This is a genomic window from Paenibacillus sp. J53TS2 (assembly GCF_018403305.1).
In the GTDB taxonomy this organism is placed as follows: Bacteria; Bacillota; Bacilli; order Paenibacillales; family Paenibacillaceae; genus Fontibacillus; species Fontibacillus rhizolycopersici.
Genome location: NZ_BOSK01000002.1, coordinates 203,401 through 217,683 on the forward strand (window position 1 = coordinate 203,401; position 14,283 = coordinate 217,683).

Genomic DNA, 14,283 nt, shown 5'->3' on the forward strand with positions numbered 1-14,283 from the left:
TTATCAATTAATTCTGAGCGCTCTGCGCAGTTTTGATGTGCAGCAGCTCGCCAAAGCCCAGACGGTTCATGAAATTCTCCTGCGCCCGACGAGCCGCTTCATTGACTTCCTCGACGCCCGCATTGGTGAAATCGACCACGCTTCGGAACGGACGAGTGCCTTCCGGCAAAGCAAGAATGCGGGCGATTTCTTCGCCTACCGCTTTAGGATGCGCATCCACTCCCGGCGTGAACAGCCCTGAAGTCGCTTCCTCGTTGCGCTTTACCAGCGGATCCAACGCGGCATAACCCGAGCTCCGCTCAACATCGCTCGCGCGGCTGGCATTCGGGAAGTGGTCGGTCCCCTGGGTAAACGGACCCGGCATGACGATCGTGGTCTCGATACCGAACTGCCCTACCTCGTAAGCAGTCACCTGGGCAATGGCGTCCGCGGCGAACTTGGAAGCTACATAAGGTCCCATGAAGGGTGGAACGACCACCGAAGTGGTGCTGCCGACATAAACCAAGGTTCCCGACCGACGCTCGCGCATATGCGGAAGTACAGCACGATTTACCCGTTGGATGCCGATCGCGTTCACGTCAAAGAGATGTTCGATATCCTTTGGGGTAAACGCTTCTACGTAACCGACGACTAAATGACCCGCGTTATGCACGACGACATCAAGCTTGCCCGCCTCCCTGAGAATCGTAGCGACCGCAGCTTCAGCGGAAGCTTCGGATTGCACATCGAGTTCCACGCCTCGAAGATCTAGCCCGTTGCTTCGCCCATACTCCAGCAACTCCTCGGCATGACCGGCATTTCTTCCCCCGATATTCCGCATGCTGGCATAAACCGTGTGGCCCGCATCGGCCAAGGAACGGGCAGTCAAATTTCCGATTCCCGTGGAAGCACCCGTGACGAGAACAACTTGCTTCATCGATTCCTTCTTCATTTTTATCATCTCCTCTTTTTGATGACTTGATTATATAACAAACATATTTCAGATATCAAGTATCAATTTTTAATTTTTGTCATTCATCTCAGTCGGCTTGTTATCCACCATATAAAAAAGCCGGTCCTAGAAGGCGTATGCCCTCTTTGGATCGGCTTAGTTGATCATCAAATGGAGAAACTAGGTTACTAGCTTAAACGTGAACGGTTTCCCGCTGCGGCACTTCCGGCAGCGCCCCTAAGCCTGCGCTGTTCAGGAAATTCCAAGGTTTGTTGTAATGCGGCTGGAAGAAGAAGTCGACGAAGGCGAGTTCTTCCATTTTCATGCCGTTTTGGATGCACACCGAGATCGTATTCATCGACTGGGTCAGGTCCACTTTCGACATGATTTGCGCCCCGAGGATCCGGCGGGTGTTCTTCTCGTAAACCACCTTCAGCATAACCGGTTCGTGGGTCGGCATGAATTCCGGCCGGTAGTTATCGGTAATCATTACCGCTTCGGCCTCCAGACCGGCATCCTTCGCCGCTGTTACCGTCAACCCGGTCCCCGCGATATTATCTTCGTAGATTTTAATCCCCGAGGTGCCCTGAGTGCCCATATACTTCACGGTTGGCGTTACCAGGTTTCGAGCCACCAGCGTACCCATGCGAACGGCGTTCGTGGCCAACGGGATATACGCATGCTTGCCGGTCGGATTATAAAATACCGCACAGCTGTCTCCCGCCGCATATACGTCCGGCTTGCTGGTGCGCATGTATTCGTCTACGATGATTGCACCATTGCCCAGCATGTCGACTTGCCCCTTTAACAGCTCCGTGTTTGGACGGAATCCGATGCACATAATCACGAGATCGGCGGCGTACGCGCCTTTGTCGGTGATCACCTTAGCTACTTTGCCGTTCTCCCCTTCAAAGCGCGTAACCTTTTGGCCTAAGGCCAACTCAATCCCATGCTCGCTAAGCGATTGTTCGATCTTATCCGTGTATTCCGGATCCAGGTATTTGCTCAAAATGCGATCCTCCGCATCAATCAGCGTCACTTGCTTGCCGTTCAACTGGAACGCTTCAACAAGTTCAACGCCGATGTATCCGGCCCCGACCACCACAATATGGTTGGCTTGCTGCGCTTTTTCAATGATCGTGTTGGAATGGTTGAAATTTTTCGAAAGCACGATATTCTCTAAGTCGCTTCCTTCGAACTTCGGAACAATCGGCCACGACCCGGTCGTTACGATCAGCTTGTCGAACGTATCTTCGAACACCTCACCGGTCTCCAGGTTGCGAGCTTGAAGTGTTTTAGCGTCCGTATCGACCGACACTACCTCGTGAAGCATTTTCGTATTTACACCAAGTTCGGCCAATTGCTGTGGCGACGAGTAGAACAATCCCTGCGGATCCTGAACCATCCCTCCGACATATAACGCAATGCCGCACGACAGAAAAGAAATGTTGTCGTTCCGTTCATATACGGTAATTTCCGCGTCCGGGTAAAGTTTGGCTGTATTGACGATCGCTGCCGTGCCTGCATGGGTACATCCGATAACTGCTACTTTCATGACTTCTTCCCCCTCCAAATTCACTGCTCGTTTTGTATTTTGTCATAATCAACTCAATATTTGTGAAATTCATCACTTAAAATCCATTTACTTGTGAAATATTTCACCTCATGTCCCTTATTATAGTGTGACATTTTTCACATTGCAAGAGGTAAAAGATACTTTTTAAAAATTTCACAATTTAAATTATAGGTTTCCCTATTTGGGGGTTGATAAGCTGGAAGGTTGAGGAGATCGATTTTTGGATAAAACAAAGCACCTGGTCGGAACCTCCTGAATGGTCTTCAGGTCTGCCAGGTGCTTGCTTGCTAATCATATCCGCGATGATCATATGTAAATGTAATGTCATTACGGGTGAGTTACTGTGCTTGGACTGAGGTAAGTTGTTTTCGTATTTCGGCGTATTTAGCCTCCCGCTCCGACTTGGAGAGTTTAGGACATCCGTAGCAGTAGCCATGGTCCGTCTCCGTCCGGTAAGCCAGACAGCAGGTTGGCTTCATCGGCGATTTCTCACCCGGCCGATAGGGGTCATCAAGCAACACTTCTTTGACGAGATAGGGATTGCGCTTCAGACCAAACTCCTCTGCTGACAGTTGCTTCACAAGCTCGTAATCTTCCAGGAGCCGAGAACGCAATATGTCATCCTCAAGACGATCCGCCAGGGAGCGAACGTAGAATTGAACGCCAAGCGGCAACTGCCCCCATAATTGAGCTACCGGCAACCCTGAGACCGCAGCGATTCTCTCCATTACAGGACGCAGCACCTCCCCGTAAAAACGGCAGAGTTCGCCTCTCTGCCAGGACGTACGATCCCCCGCTGGCCACGGTTGCTCCGCCTGATCGTTCAGCACAAAATAAACCCAAGGGAACCCGTTAACCATCACGAGTTGAATCGTTAGATTTTCCAGCGAAATTTGGATCCTGCTCGCCGTTACGGATACCATGTACTGCAGCGCCGCACACACGACCCGCCAGCTCGTAGCGAAATAAGTAGCCGATACCTGAAGGTCAAGTCCCTTGATCTTCTCCTGATACAGTTCCAAAAAAGAAACTAGCTGTCCACGATCCAACAGCTTTGCTGCAGGCATCGTGAACAGCGCGTCCGTTCGGTTCTGCGTGACGATTCCCAATTGCTGCTCCAGCAGCTGATAATCTAAGCGCATTTTAGCTTCCTCCGCTATAGGAACGAGACCACTTTAGGTGAAGCCTCTTCCGGTCCATCGTTTTTGCCTTTGCGGACTTTGCCTTCAGATGCAGCCTTATACAGCTCATAAGGGAGACAAAGCGGCACACCGCTCCGCGGATCGGTGACGATATCCGCCTCGATACCGAATACATCGCGCAGCACTGGTGAGGTCACAACCTCTTCCGGTGTACCGGTAGCAACTGCCTGGCCTTGTTTAATTGCGATCATGTAATGGGCATATCGGGCGGCATGGTTCAAATCATGCACGACCATCACGATCGTCCGATTCGAAGTATCGTTCAGCTCTTCTAGCAGCTGCAGCACTTCCAATTGGTGAGCCATATCCAGGAATGTTGTCGGCTCGTCAAGGAACAGGATATCCGTCTCCTGCGCCAGCGCCATTGCAATCCAGGCCCGCTGACGTTGACCGCCGGACAACTGCTCCAGGGCGCGGTCGCTGAATTCGCCCATACGGGTTGCTTCGATCGCCCAATCCACGATCTTCCGGTCCTCGGACTTCAGACCGCCGAACCCTTTTTGATGCGGAAAACGCCCGTAAGAAACGAGCTCATAGACCGTCAGCCCTTCCGGGGCGGTTGGATTTTGCGGAAGTATGGCCATTTGTTTGGCCACTTCCCGCGTCGACTGCTTATGGATTGACTTACCGTTCAGCAGCACACTGCCGGACTTCGGCTGAAGGATCCGAGCCATCGTTTTCAAGACCGTCGATTTACCGGAGCCGTTCGCTCCGACCAACGCCGTGATTTTCCCCTCGGGAATCGAAATATTTAAGTCTTCGACAATCAGACGATCCTCATAAGCAATGTCCAGATGCGAAGTTTTTAAGGAGACCATGGCACTCTTCCTTTCCGTGTCCAACTGAATAACGGCTTCATCGTAAGTTCATTTAAATTTCATCATCTTAAAGATACTGATAATCATTATCATCTGTCAACTGTTAATTTGCGTCGGGTGAATTCGGCTGACCGTAAAATCAAAAAAGACGCCTCCAGGCGTCTTTTCCTTCATAGCTCACGGCCCGGGTGGTGTAAGAAGAAGTTACTGACCCGAAACCGGTACGGCATCATAGTACTCTTCCAACGTGATGTCCCGTTCCCCGATGTCAGCTGCGATCTCTTTCCCTACATAGCGTAGGTGCCATGGCTCATATTTATAGCCGGTAATGTCTTCCTTACCTTCCGGATAACGAATGATAAAGCCGTATTCGGTTGCATGGTCCGCCAGCCAAGCCGCTTCCTTCGTATCGCCGAAGCAACTTTCCGCCGCGCATTTGCCGTCGCTACCCGAAACGTCGATTGCCAGTCCTGTCTCATGTTCGCTATGGCCCGGCACCGCGCTGTAAGTCTTAGCCAGTTCCTCGCCGTCCTTCTCCACATAACGGTTAAACAACGCCGTTTGTGTACGATGCGAGCGGTACGCCGACACACCTGCCAAATAGACGCCGTCTTTCTCGGCTCCTTCGAACAACTCCTCAAGCGCTGCCGCAGCCTCTTTGCGCATCATACGTTTCTCAATTTTGTCTTTAAACGTGAATCGAACGTCTGGATAAATCAGATCCTTTGGTTCGTAGTCGTCTGGCAGAGCAAACTGTTTGTTAATTAACACAGCCACGCTCTCAGAGTCGGTCATCGCAGCTTTGTCCCCTCCGCTGCCCTTATCCGAATCGGCAGGATCCGGAGCTTGATTGGCGGAATTCCCGGTTTCGGCATTGCCGCCGTTGGCCGCATTGTTCCCTTCCGGCGCCTGATCATCCTTAGCGCCTCCATCGTTCACGGTGCCATTCTCCGAACCGGTATTTGAGCCGGCTGCGTTTGTACCGTTCTGAACTGGCGTCTGCGGTGCGTTTGCCGCTTGATTCCCGCAGCCTGCAAATACGACTGCCGCTAGCAATAGAGCAATCGTTGCGGTTACCGCGCCTTTCTTGCTGTACATCCTGGTTCCTCCCCTATGGCCAGTGCCCTGTCATGACGTATCAAGAGGCACCTCTGTATTTGTTCCTTGATCCTATCCTTTTAAACGCATTAGGCGAGCAAGAAGTTACATGGAAAATAGCGGGGGCGCCGGCTACCGCCCCCGGCGCCCGCGCCCTCCGTCGCCGCGTGCATTTTGACCGCGGCGTTCCGGCCCTTGCGCGCGCGAGGCGCCTCCGGCGGAGCCGCGCTGAGCGCGCGCGTCATCGCCGCGGCGGCTTCCCGCGCCGCGGCCTCCTTTGGCCGGCGCCCCTGCGCCGCCGGCCGAGCGGCCCCGCCCGCCGCCTGCATCGCTGCGGCGGCCTGCGGGCCGCTGTGCGCCGCCGCGCTCGTCGCGGCTGCGGCGGCCCTGGCCCCCCGCCTTGTCCGCACCCGTACCGGTGCGGCCTACGGCGACGATCTTCTCGGCGCCCGGACCGGCGCCGCTCTTCTCGTAGCGCTGCCGCTCCAGCTTGCGGCCGATGCCCCGCTCGATCTGACGCAGCGCCTCCAGGTCCTTCGGCGCCGCGAACGTGATGGCCACGCCTTTTTCCCCGGCGCGGCCCGTCCGCCCGATGCGATGGATGTAGCTATCCACATCGTGCGGAATATCGTAATTGAAGACGTGGGTAACGCCTTCCACGTCAATTCCGCGCGCCGCTACGTCCGTCGCGACGAGGAGTTCCAGCTTCGCGTCACGGAACGCGCGCATCACCTGCTCGCGCTTCGCCTGCGACAGGTCGCCGTGCAGCTCGTCCGACTGGAAGCCCGCGGCCTGCAACGCCTCGTTCAACGTGCTCGCCCGGCGCTTCGTGCGGCAGAAGATCACCGCTAAATATGGCCGCTGGCTGCGGATCGTCTCGATCAACGCGTTCTGCTTGGTCCGGTCCGTGCATTCCACGAGGATTTGCCGGATACTGTCCAGCGTAACGCGCGAGGTTTCGGCGATTCGGATGTCCCGCGGCTTGTCCATATAAGCCTTGGCCAAACGCTTCACATTATCGGGCATCGTCGCCGAAAACAGCATCGTCTGGCGGCTGCGCGGAACGAGCGAAATAATCTCCTCCACCTCGGTCAAGAAGCCCATATGCAGCATTTGGTCGGCCTCATCCAGCACCAGCATGCGGACCGCGCCTAGCGTCAGAGAACCCCGACGCAAGTGATCGAGCAGCCGGCCCGGCGTGCCGATGACCAACTGAGTGCCATTCTTCAGCTTGCGCAGCTGCCGCTCCACATCCTGGCCGCCGTAGGCGGCCAATACGGATAATCCCTCGCGAGCCTCCGCCAGCTTTCGGGCTTCCGCGGTAATTTGAATCGCCAGTTCCCGCGTTGGGGTAATGATCAACGCCTGCGCCTCTGGGCGATCAGGCCGGATTTTCTCCAGGATCGGAAGCAGGAACGCCAACGTCTTGCCCGTGCCGGTCTGCGCCTGTACGATAGCGTCTTCGCCTGACTGGAGGACGGGAATCGCCGCAGCCTGTACCGGTGTCGGGTTCACGATCCCTTGTCCCTGCAGCTTGCGGAGCAGGATGGGCGATACATTTAAATTTTCAAAAGTTGTCAACAGGTTTCACCTCATATTCTTCAGCTTCCTTATTGTAACACATCGTTAGAACCTTCCCGAACGGAAGATGGAAAAGAGCAGCCACAAGAACATCAGCGTTGCAACGATAAAGCCGATCTCGATCGCCGGAATGTCCCAGAGCAGGGTTGGCATTCGCGCAAGGGAGGAGCCAATGATGAGCCCGACCATAATAATGCTGAAGGCCAGCAGCACAATGCTGAACGACAAACGATTGCTGATCTGGTCCAGCTTGCGGAGAAACTGCTCCATCTCCGGCAAGTTCATGTCCATCTTTAGCTTGCCGCGGGCCAGCGTGCTAGATAGCTTGCGCACCTGATGCGGAAGATCAATCAGGGAGTCCGTCAGCTCGGCGGCCTCGTCAAACAGCTTCTTACCGAGCCGGCGTGCGGCGTATTTCTCGCGAAGCAGCTTGCGCCCAAAGGGCTCCGCCAAATCGAGAATGCGAAGGTGAGGATCGAGCGTCAGCGCTACTCCTTCGACCGTTAAGAGCGCCTTGCCAAGCAGCAGAAGGTCAGCAGGCAGCACGACCTGGTGCTTCTGCGCCGTGGCGAACAGATCCTGTAACGCCTGCCCGATCTGAATCTCCGCAAACGGAATGTCATAATATCGTTCACGAAGCCGTTCCAAATCCTGGCGAAGTCCGTCGGTATCGGCATCTTCTCCGACGAGGCCCATGCGCAGAATCGCCCGTACCATTCCCTCAGTGCTTCGCCGCATCAAGGCGATCACCAACGACGACAAATGATCCTTCATCTCGCTGCTGAGCCGCCCGACCATCCCGAAATCGATGAAGGCCAGCTCGCCTGTGCGGGTCACCAGCAGGTTGCCGGGGTGAGGGTCGGCATGGAAAAAGCCGCCCTCGAAGATTTGCCGAAGCAAAGCGTTCACTAGCCGCTCCGCCAGCTCCTTGCGGTCGTACCCCATCTCATCGATCTCCAGCAGCCGGTTCAGATGCTCTCCCTCCACGAAGTCCATCGTCAACACGCGAGAGGTTGTCAGGGACCAATGCACCCCGGGAATATAAATGCCTTCATCCGCTTTAAATTGGCGGCGAATCTTCTCCATATTCCGGCCCTCGAAGCTATAATCCAGTTCCGCGCGGATCGAACGGGCGAATTCCTGGGCCATCTGCGGAATCTGAAATCGGGATACCCAGGCCCAGCGTTTGTTTGCCAGCGCCGTCAAGTGCTGCAGAATATCGAGGTCCAGCTCGATGACCGGCACGATGTCGGGCCGTTGGACCTTGATCGCGACCGGCTCGCCTGTCGTCAACCGGGCTCGATGCACCTGGCCTATAGAGGCGGCGGCGAGCGGCGTTTCATCAAAGCTCTCTAGCAGCTCACCCAGCGGCTGGTGGAATTCCGCCTCTAAAATTCGGCGGGCTTCCTCGGCCGGAAACGGAGGTACCTGGTCCTGCAGCTTGACGAGCTCTTGAATGATCGCTTCCGGCAGTAAATCCGAGCGCGTACTAGCCAATTGGCCGACCTTGACGAAGGTCGGACCCAACTCCTCCAGCACCAAACGGATCCTTTCGGCCAAGGTTGGGGAGCCCGGCTCGGACTTGCGTAATCGGCGCAGCGGCAGCCGAATCAGCCGGGCTAGACCGATTTCTTCGGCTAAATAGCCAAAGCCATGGCGCCCAAGCGCCATGGCAATTTCACGATAACGGCCGGTATGTCGGACAAAGCTGCTCATCGCTTACGGCTGCTGCATCTCGGCGAGCTTAATCTCCAGCTCTGCTACTCGCCGCGTTAATTCCTCCACCTCTTTAGCCGAGGCCAGACCCATCCCTTGCAGTGCAGACCGAACTTGCTCATTCACCAGTTCTTTGAACTTGCCCTGCTCCTCGGCACCGCGATCAATCAGCTTCTCCACGAGTTGCTTCGACTCGGAAGGGGCCAGTTCACCGCGTTTAACCAAGTCCTCCACGATACTCTCGACTTTCTCCTTACTCGTGATCGTCAAACCCCATCCCAGGGAAATCGCTTTTTTCAGTAAATCGCTCATTGCCCATCATCCTTTCCATCCGAGGTTTGGATATTGCCTACACTTATCATTACCCAATATCAGGCTTGGTGTGCATCCTCTCCGTGCTTGGCCTTGAAGAGCGGCTCGGCTTCGCCCGCATAATATCGGGCCAACTCAACGATCATGCTGCCCATCCGCTCCTCCTTGGGCGCCAGTACCCGGGGCACCCCCGCTTCGTACAAACCAGCAGCCGTCACCTTGCCGACGGCCACCGCCAGCACCGGCCCCTCCAGCGCCGCCATCAAGGCTTCGAGCTGTCCCTGACGTTCCGCATGCTCCATCAGAAAACGCACCTGCGGTCCGCTTGTAAACGTCACGGCATCCACCTCGCCGGCTAGGATATCGCTCAAGAGCTGCTCCAGCTCTGGGGTAGGCGGAGCGATATGCCGGTACGGCAGAAGCTGACGGCACTGCGCCCCCTGTTCCTCCAGCCAGGCGACCAAACGCGGGGCCGGATCCCCATGCAGTTGCAACAACACGCTGGCTCCGCGCAGTTGATATTCCGACAGTCCACGAATGAGTCCCTCTGTACTCCCGTCGTCGTCGCGGACGATCGGGGTTAACTCTCGCTTTTTCAGGGCATTCACGGTCTTGTACCCTCGCGCTGCAATCTTTCCCGCCCGAAGATGATCTCGTAGACGTTCGGCAACGCCCATGTCCCCGGCCATATCAAACAATGCGTCCAAGCCCATCCCTGTCGTAAAAATGGACCATTCCGGCGGATGCTCCACCCAGTCGACAATGCCGTTTCGCAAGGCTACATCGTCCAACAACACGGTTCCCTGTGCCGGACGGTATAGCGGCGTACCGCCCATGTTTTCCACCAGCTTACCTAATTCCTCCGCACGACGGGGCCCTGTCAGCGCGACTCTTTTCCCTTCCAGTCTCCGTGCCATCGTCTACCTCCCAAGTTTATCCTATTTCTACTACCTTCAGCTTATACGAGGGAGAGGGCGAAGTAAATTGCGGATTATCCCGCCTTCGGTTCGGGTTTACTCCGGCGCGGTCGAAGCAACGCAAAGAACAGAATCGGAAAAGCTAAGTCAAAGACGATGGCAATGACCGGCCAAACAAAATTGAAATCAAAGAGCTGCAGGGCGTTTTTGAAGAACCAGATGGAGCAGGCGAAGGCAAACGCCCCGACAGGGGCCGTCATCAAACGGCCGGACAACTTGGGAACGACCATTTGCAGCGTGTAACATAATGCGTAAAGATCAAAAGCGATTTTCCCCAGCGCCATCGGATACCATAGGGCCATCAGCAGTAGGTCGAAGCGGTCGATGAAGTCGGTAATCTGAATGTGGCGAATCATCTCGTAGCCCGGATGAATCAGCTTCCCTGACAACGGCACACCGAGAACAAGCTGCGTCAGGAGCAGCAAGACGATCATCATTCCCGTGCCCACAGCCAGACTGATGTAGCCTGCGGATGCCTTAAAATATTTGCCGGAGATGACGAGCGGGAGCACTAGAATCTCGGCCTGATAAGGGAAGGTGCACCAGGCTCCCTTCAGGATGCCTGTCCAATCCGGCGAGAAATAAGGAATGAGATACTGAGGGTGAAAATCCCTCGCCAACACCAGAATCACGAAACCCAGCACCAAGATGAAAATGGGAACATAGACCTCGCTAAGCCCTAAAAAGGCTCGGATCCCCCCTTGACAGATATAAACCGCCGTCGCGGTAACCAATAAACCGAGGATCGGAATCGGCGTGCGATTGAGCAGCACCGTATTCGTGAAATCGGCGATACTTCGAATATCCCTCGCACTGATAAACAACAGGAACAGCAGGTACAGCGCCAGCAGTACCCGGCCCATAATCGGAAAACGTTCTGTTAAAGCCTGCAATAAATTACGATTGGAGAACCGCTTTAGCGTGAACGAAATGAGCCACAACGCGAAGAGACAAACCAATCCGCTGGCGATATAGGAGATAAACGCATGTTGATGCGCCGTTTGACTGACCATCGAGAAGGTTTGCATATACGTAATCGACCCGATGCACAAGAGTCCAAGCAGAAAAATTTGCCGTTTGGTTATTTTCATTACAAGGCTTCACTCCTCGAGGTTTCATACGCGAGCTCTAGGGTTTGGCGAAGGCAAGAGGCGCTAACGCCCTGCCCAGCCAATCCACGGGATTGAAGGGGCCGGTTACCCATGAGGTATAGATCAAAATCAAGAAGGAAACCGCCATAACGGTATAGAACACAGAACGGCTCAGCGCCCCTCCTTCCCTTAGTGCCTCTTTGTCCCGCCAGAAGCTGAAGGCGATCAACAGCAGCAACGAAATATGGGTACTAGTCATTCTCGAGACGATCCTCCCTCACTCCAAACGAATTGATGATTTCACCGCTGCTTTCCAGTCGGATATCGGAACTGACATTGACCTCAACTTCCGGCAGCAGGTCATGCCAACGATGATGAATCTTCTTCCACTCGTTAGGGTACTTATTATTCAAGGCAACGCCGAAGCCGAAAATATCGGACCGGTTCTTGCGTATCGCCTCACTGATCGCGGCGTGAATATCCTCATTAATCATCTCATTGCAGCGTTTCTCGACGATCCCCATCATCGTCGACTGAATATTCTGGCGGGTCGTATTCTCCAGGATCAATCCTTTAGCCTTCACCTTAACATCAAACGAAATGGCGGAACCCTTTAGGTGAGGTCGGATTTTCGCTCCGGTTTGGGTTAGCACGATCGTAACCGCCTCATTCGGCCGCTTCTCATCGACCGTGACCGTCACTTTGGGGTTTATCGCTTGGCCCATTGCCATCAAAGCCATTTGGGTTTGATCCGAGTTCAAGTAACCCACCAGCTTGCTATCACGAAACATCCCTAGCCCGTCCAACTTGACCAAGCTTTGCCCATCCCCGACCTTCTTCGGAATACTCTCCTTGGTTTCCATGACGGGGATGGCTAAATCGATGCCTTCCGTCAGCAAGGTGTTGGCCATGGTTTGAATGCAAACCGGGTCCTTCATTGCCGATTTGGTCAGTTCCCGGATCATTTCCGAGGGCGATTGCTCAATGGGAGCATCGACTCCCAACAATTTATAACCCGGGCCGCGGGTCAGTACGATGTAAGTCGTTAGTCGGTTTTGCGGAAACCGGGCGTAAGCATCAACCATCTCACCGATCCCCGATTTGGCGAACTCTTCTCCAAAAATCGTTACGCGACGATGAGAAAAGTTAAGGATCCGGGATAAATTGCTCTGCATGGATTTATTGGCCTGATACGGTGTCGGAGCCGTTTGGGACACCATCAGGTAAGTCTTGCTGCCTGAGGTCCCACCTCCTCCGCCTTGGCTGCCCGCGCCGCCAAAGGAGCTGGGCAAGGCGATTTGGGCGGTGGAGCGGATCTGGCCCTGATCTAAATCCGTTGAGGTGGCCAGTACAAAGGCCACATCGTTCACCTCGATGCGATCCCAACAGCCTGTCAGTACGAGCGCAGGAAGTAAGATCGCCAGAAAGAGTTTACCAACCCTCATTGGAATCACTCCCCAATGGTCTGGATTTGCCGATTCGTCGCATATTGTTCCCGCTAGCGTCGGAAGGCCGATTCTTCATCTTCCACATTGGTACCCGGCTGAAGATGTCCTTCGTATCCCCGCGATCATAAGGGGCGATCCCGTTCATATACGGAACGCCAAACGATTTGAGTTGCGTCAGATGAACAACGATCCAGACCGCTCCAATCACAATACCGAACAGACCGAATGCACTAGCCAGCAGCATGAGCGGAAAACGCAGCATACGAACCGTCACCGCGAGGCCAAACCGAGGGACCGTAAAAGAAGCGATTCCGGTCAATGAGACGACGATGACCATCGGGGCGGATACGATCCCGGCCTGTACGGCGGCTTGCCCGATCACCAGCGCGCCCAAGATGCTGACCGCTTGGCCCACGGTCTTCGGCAGCCGGATACCGGCTTCACGCAGCGCTTCAAACGAGATTTCCATGATAAAAGCCTCTACCAAGGCGGGGAAAGGAATCGCTTCCCGGGAGGCCGCGATGCTCAAGATCAAGGTCGATGGAAGCATATCCTGATGAAACGTAGTTACCGCAATGTACAGACTCGGCAGGAACAAGGCCAGGAACAGGAAGAAGAACCGAATCCAACGGATCATGTTGCTGATGAAAAACCGTTCGTAGTAATCTTCGCTGGCCTGCAGAAGCTGCCATAACGTTACTGGCGCGATCAGCACAAACGGCGTACCGTCCACAAAGATGGCCACTCTACCCTCCAACAATTGGGCAGCTACCGAGTCAGGACGTTCGGAATACTGCATCTGCGGAAACGGGGAGGATGGATTATCCTCGATCCATTCCTCGATGTATCCGGATTCCAAGATCCCGTCGATATCGATGTTCTCCAATCGCTCCTTCACATCGGCAACCAGTTTTTCCTCGGCCAAGCCTTCAATGTAGGCTAACGCGACGTCTGTCTTGGTCACCTTACCGATCACCATATCAAGCAGCTTCAGCTTTTCCGTTTTGATTTTGAACCGAACTAAGGCGGTATTGATCCGGAGCGACTCCGTAAATCCTTCGCGCGGGCCGCGGATCACCGCTTCGGTCTGCGGTTCCGTAACGCTCCGCCGCGAACCGCCTTTTACACTGAACAGCAGCACCTCTTCCATTCGCTCGACAAAAATGGCGACATTCGCCGTCAGCACTCCGTTAATCACCGCCGGCCAGTCGGTGGCGGACTGTGCTTGGCTCAAGGAGACTCGCGTGAACGACAACGGATAGATGTCCCCCTCCGCTTGCGGATGTTGGGCCAAACCCTCGATCAACGGACGCAGAATGTGCTGCTGAACATCCTCGACCTTGATAATCCCCTCGATGTAAACCAGTAACCCCCGAATCTGCTCGGTCAATTGAAGCTCGCGGTAGATCACGTCGGAGCAGTCCTGAAATACCTTTTTCACTTGCTTGATGTTTTCCGCCAAATCTCGGCTGATTTTATCTTCTTGTTTACGTTCCTTGGTTTTCATGGGCACACTCCTTGCCACTCTGCCGA

Annotated in this window: 13 protein-coding genes; all 13 read right to left on the bottom strand. The window is 54.7% G+C overall.

The window, feature by feature from the left end; genetic code table 11:
• Positions 1–7 precede the first annotated feature (7 nt).
• A complete protein-coding gene (locus tag KJS42_RS05505; protein WP_204801184.1) occupies positions 8–931 on the bottom strand; it encodes an SDR family NAD(P)-dependent oxidoreductase in 924 nt (307 codons plus the stop codon).
• A 193-nt stretch (positions 932–1,124) separates the two neighbouring features.
• On the bottom strand, positions 1,125–2,486 hold the full coding sequence (locus KJS42_RS05510; protein WP_213622231.1) for an FAD-dependent oxidoreductase: 1,362 nt from the start codon (positions 2,484–2,486) through the stop codon (positions 1,125–1,127).
• Between the two features lie 359 nt (positions 2,487–2,845).
• Positions 2,846–3,649 (bottom strand): (2Fe-2S)-binding protein, encoded by an 804-nt coding sequence (locus KJS42_RS05515; protein WP_193417084.1) that lies wholly within the window; start codon positions 3,647–3,649, stop codon positions 2,846–2,848.
• A gap of 14 nt (positions 3,650–3,663) precedes the next feature.
• Positions 3,664–4,527: an ABC transporter ATP-binding protein gene (locus KJS42_RS05520; protein WP_155607620.1), complete on the bottom strand. Its 864-nt coding sequence runs from the start codon at positions 4,525–4,527 to the stop codon at positions 3,664–3,666.
• 204 nt (positions 4,528–4,731) lie between these two features.
• Positions 4,732–5,625: a M15 family metallopeptidase gene (locus KJS42_RS05525; protein WP_213622232.1), complete on the bottom strand. Its 894-nt coding sequence runs from the start codon at positions 5,623–5,625 to the stop codon at positions 4,732–4,734.
• A 132-nt stretch (positions 5,626–5,757) separates the two neighbouring features.
• Positions 5,758–7,206: a DEAD/DEAH box helicase gene (locus tag KJS42_RS05530; protein WP_213622233.1), complete on the bottom strand. Its 1,449-nt coding sequence runs from the start codon at positions 7,204–7,206 to the stop codon at positions 5,758–5,760.
• Between the two features lie 45 nt (positions 7,207–7,251).
• Complete coding sequence (locus tag KJS42_RS05535; RefSeq protein WP_213622234.1) at positions 7,252–8,922, bottom strand: ABC1 kinase family protein; 1,671 nt, start codon at positions 8,920–8,922, stop codon at positions 7,252–7,254.
• Between the two features lie 3 nt (positions 8,923–8,925).
• Entirely contained in the window at positions 8,926–9,234 is a 309-nt protein-coding gene (locus KJS42_RS05540; protein ID WP_155608855.1) for a phasin family protein, read from the bottom strand.
• 59 nt (positions 9,235–9,293) lie between these two features.
• Positions 9,294–10,151, bottom strand: coding sequence for a uroporphyrinogen-III synthase (locus tag KJS42_RS05545; RefSeq protein ID WP_213622235.1), 858 nt, complete (start codon positions 10,149–10,151; stop codon positions 9,294–9,296).
• A 74-nt stretch (positions 10,152–10,225) separates the two neighbouring features.
• Positions 10,226–11,302, bottom strand: a complete 1,077-nt coding sequence (locus tag KJS42_RS05550; RefSeq protein WP_193417079.1) for a GerAB/ArcD/ProY family transporter — start codon at positions 11,300–11,302, stop codon at positions 10,226–10,228.
• Between the two features lie 37 nt (positions 11,303–11,339).
• Positions 11,340–11,561 (bottom strand): hypothetical protein, encoded by a 222-nt coding sequence (locus KJS42_RS05555; RefSeq protein WP_155608858.1) that lies wholly within the window; start codon positions 11,559–11,561, stop codon positions 11,340–11,342.
• Complete coding sequence (locus tag KJS42_RS05560) at positions 11,554–12,747, bottom strand: Ger(x)C family spore germination protein (protein WP_213622236.1); 1,194 nt, start codon at positions 12,745–12,747, stop codon at positions 11,554–11,556. Before KJS42_RS05560 ends, KJS42_RS05555 begins: the two co-directional genes overlap by 8 nt.
• On the bottom strand, positions 12,734–14,257 hold the full coding sequence (locus tag KJS42_RS05565) for a spore germination protein (protein WP_213622237.1): 1,524 nt from the start codon (positions 14,255–14,257) through the stop codon (positions 12,734–12,736). Before KJS42_RS05565 ends, KJS42_RS05560 begins: the two co-directional genes overlap by 14 nt.
• Between the last annotated feature and the right edge of the window lie 26 nt (positions 14,258–14,283).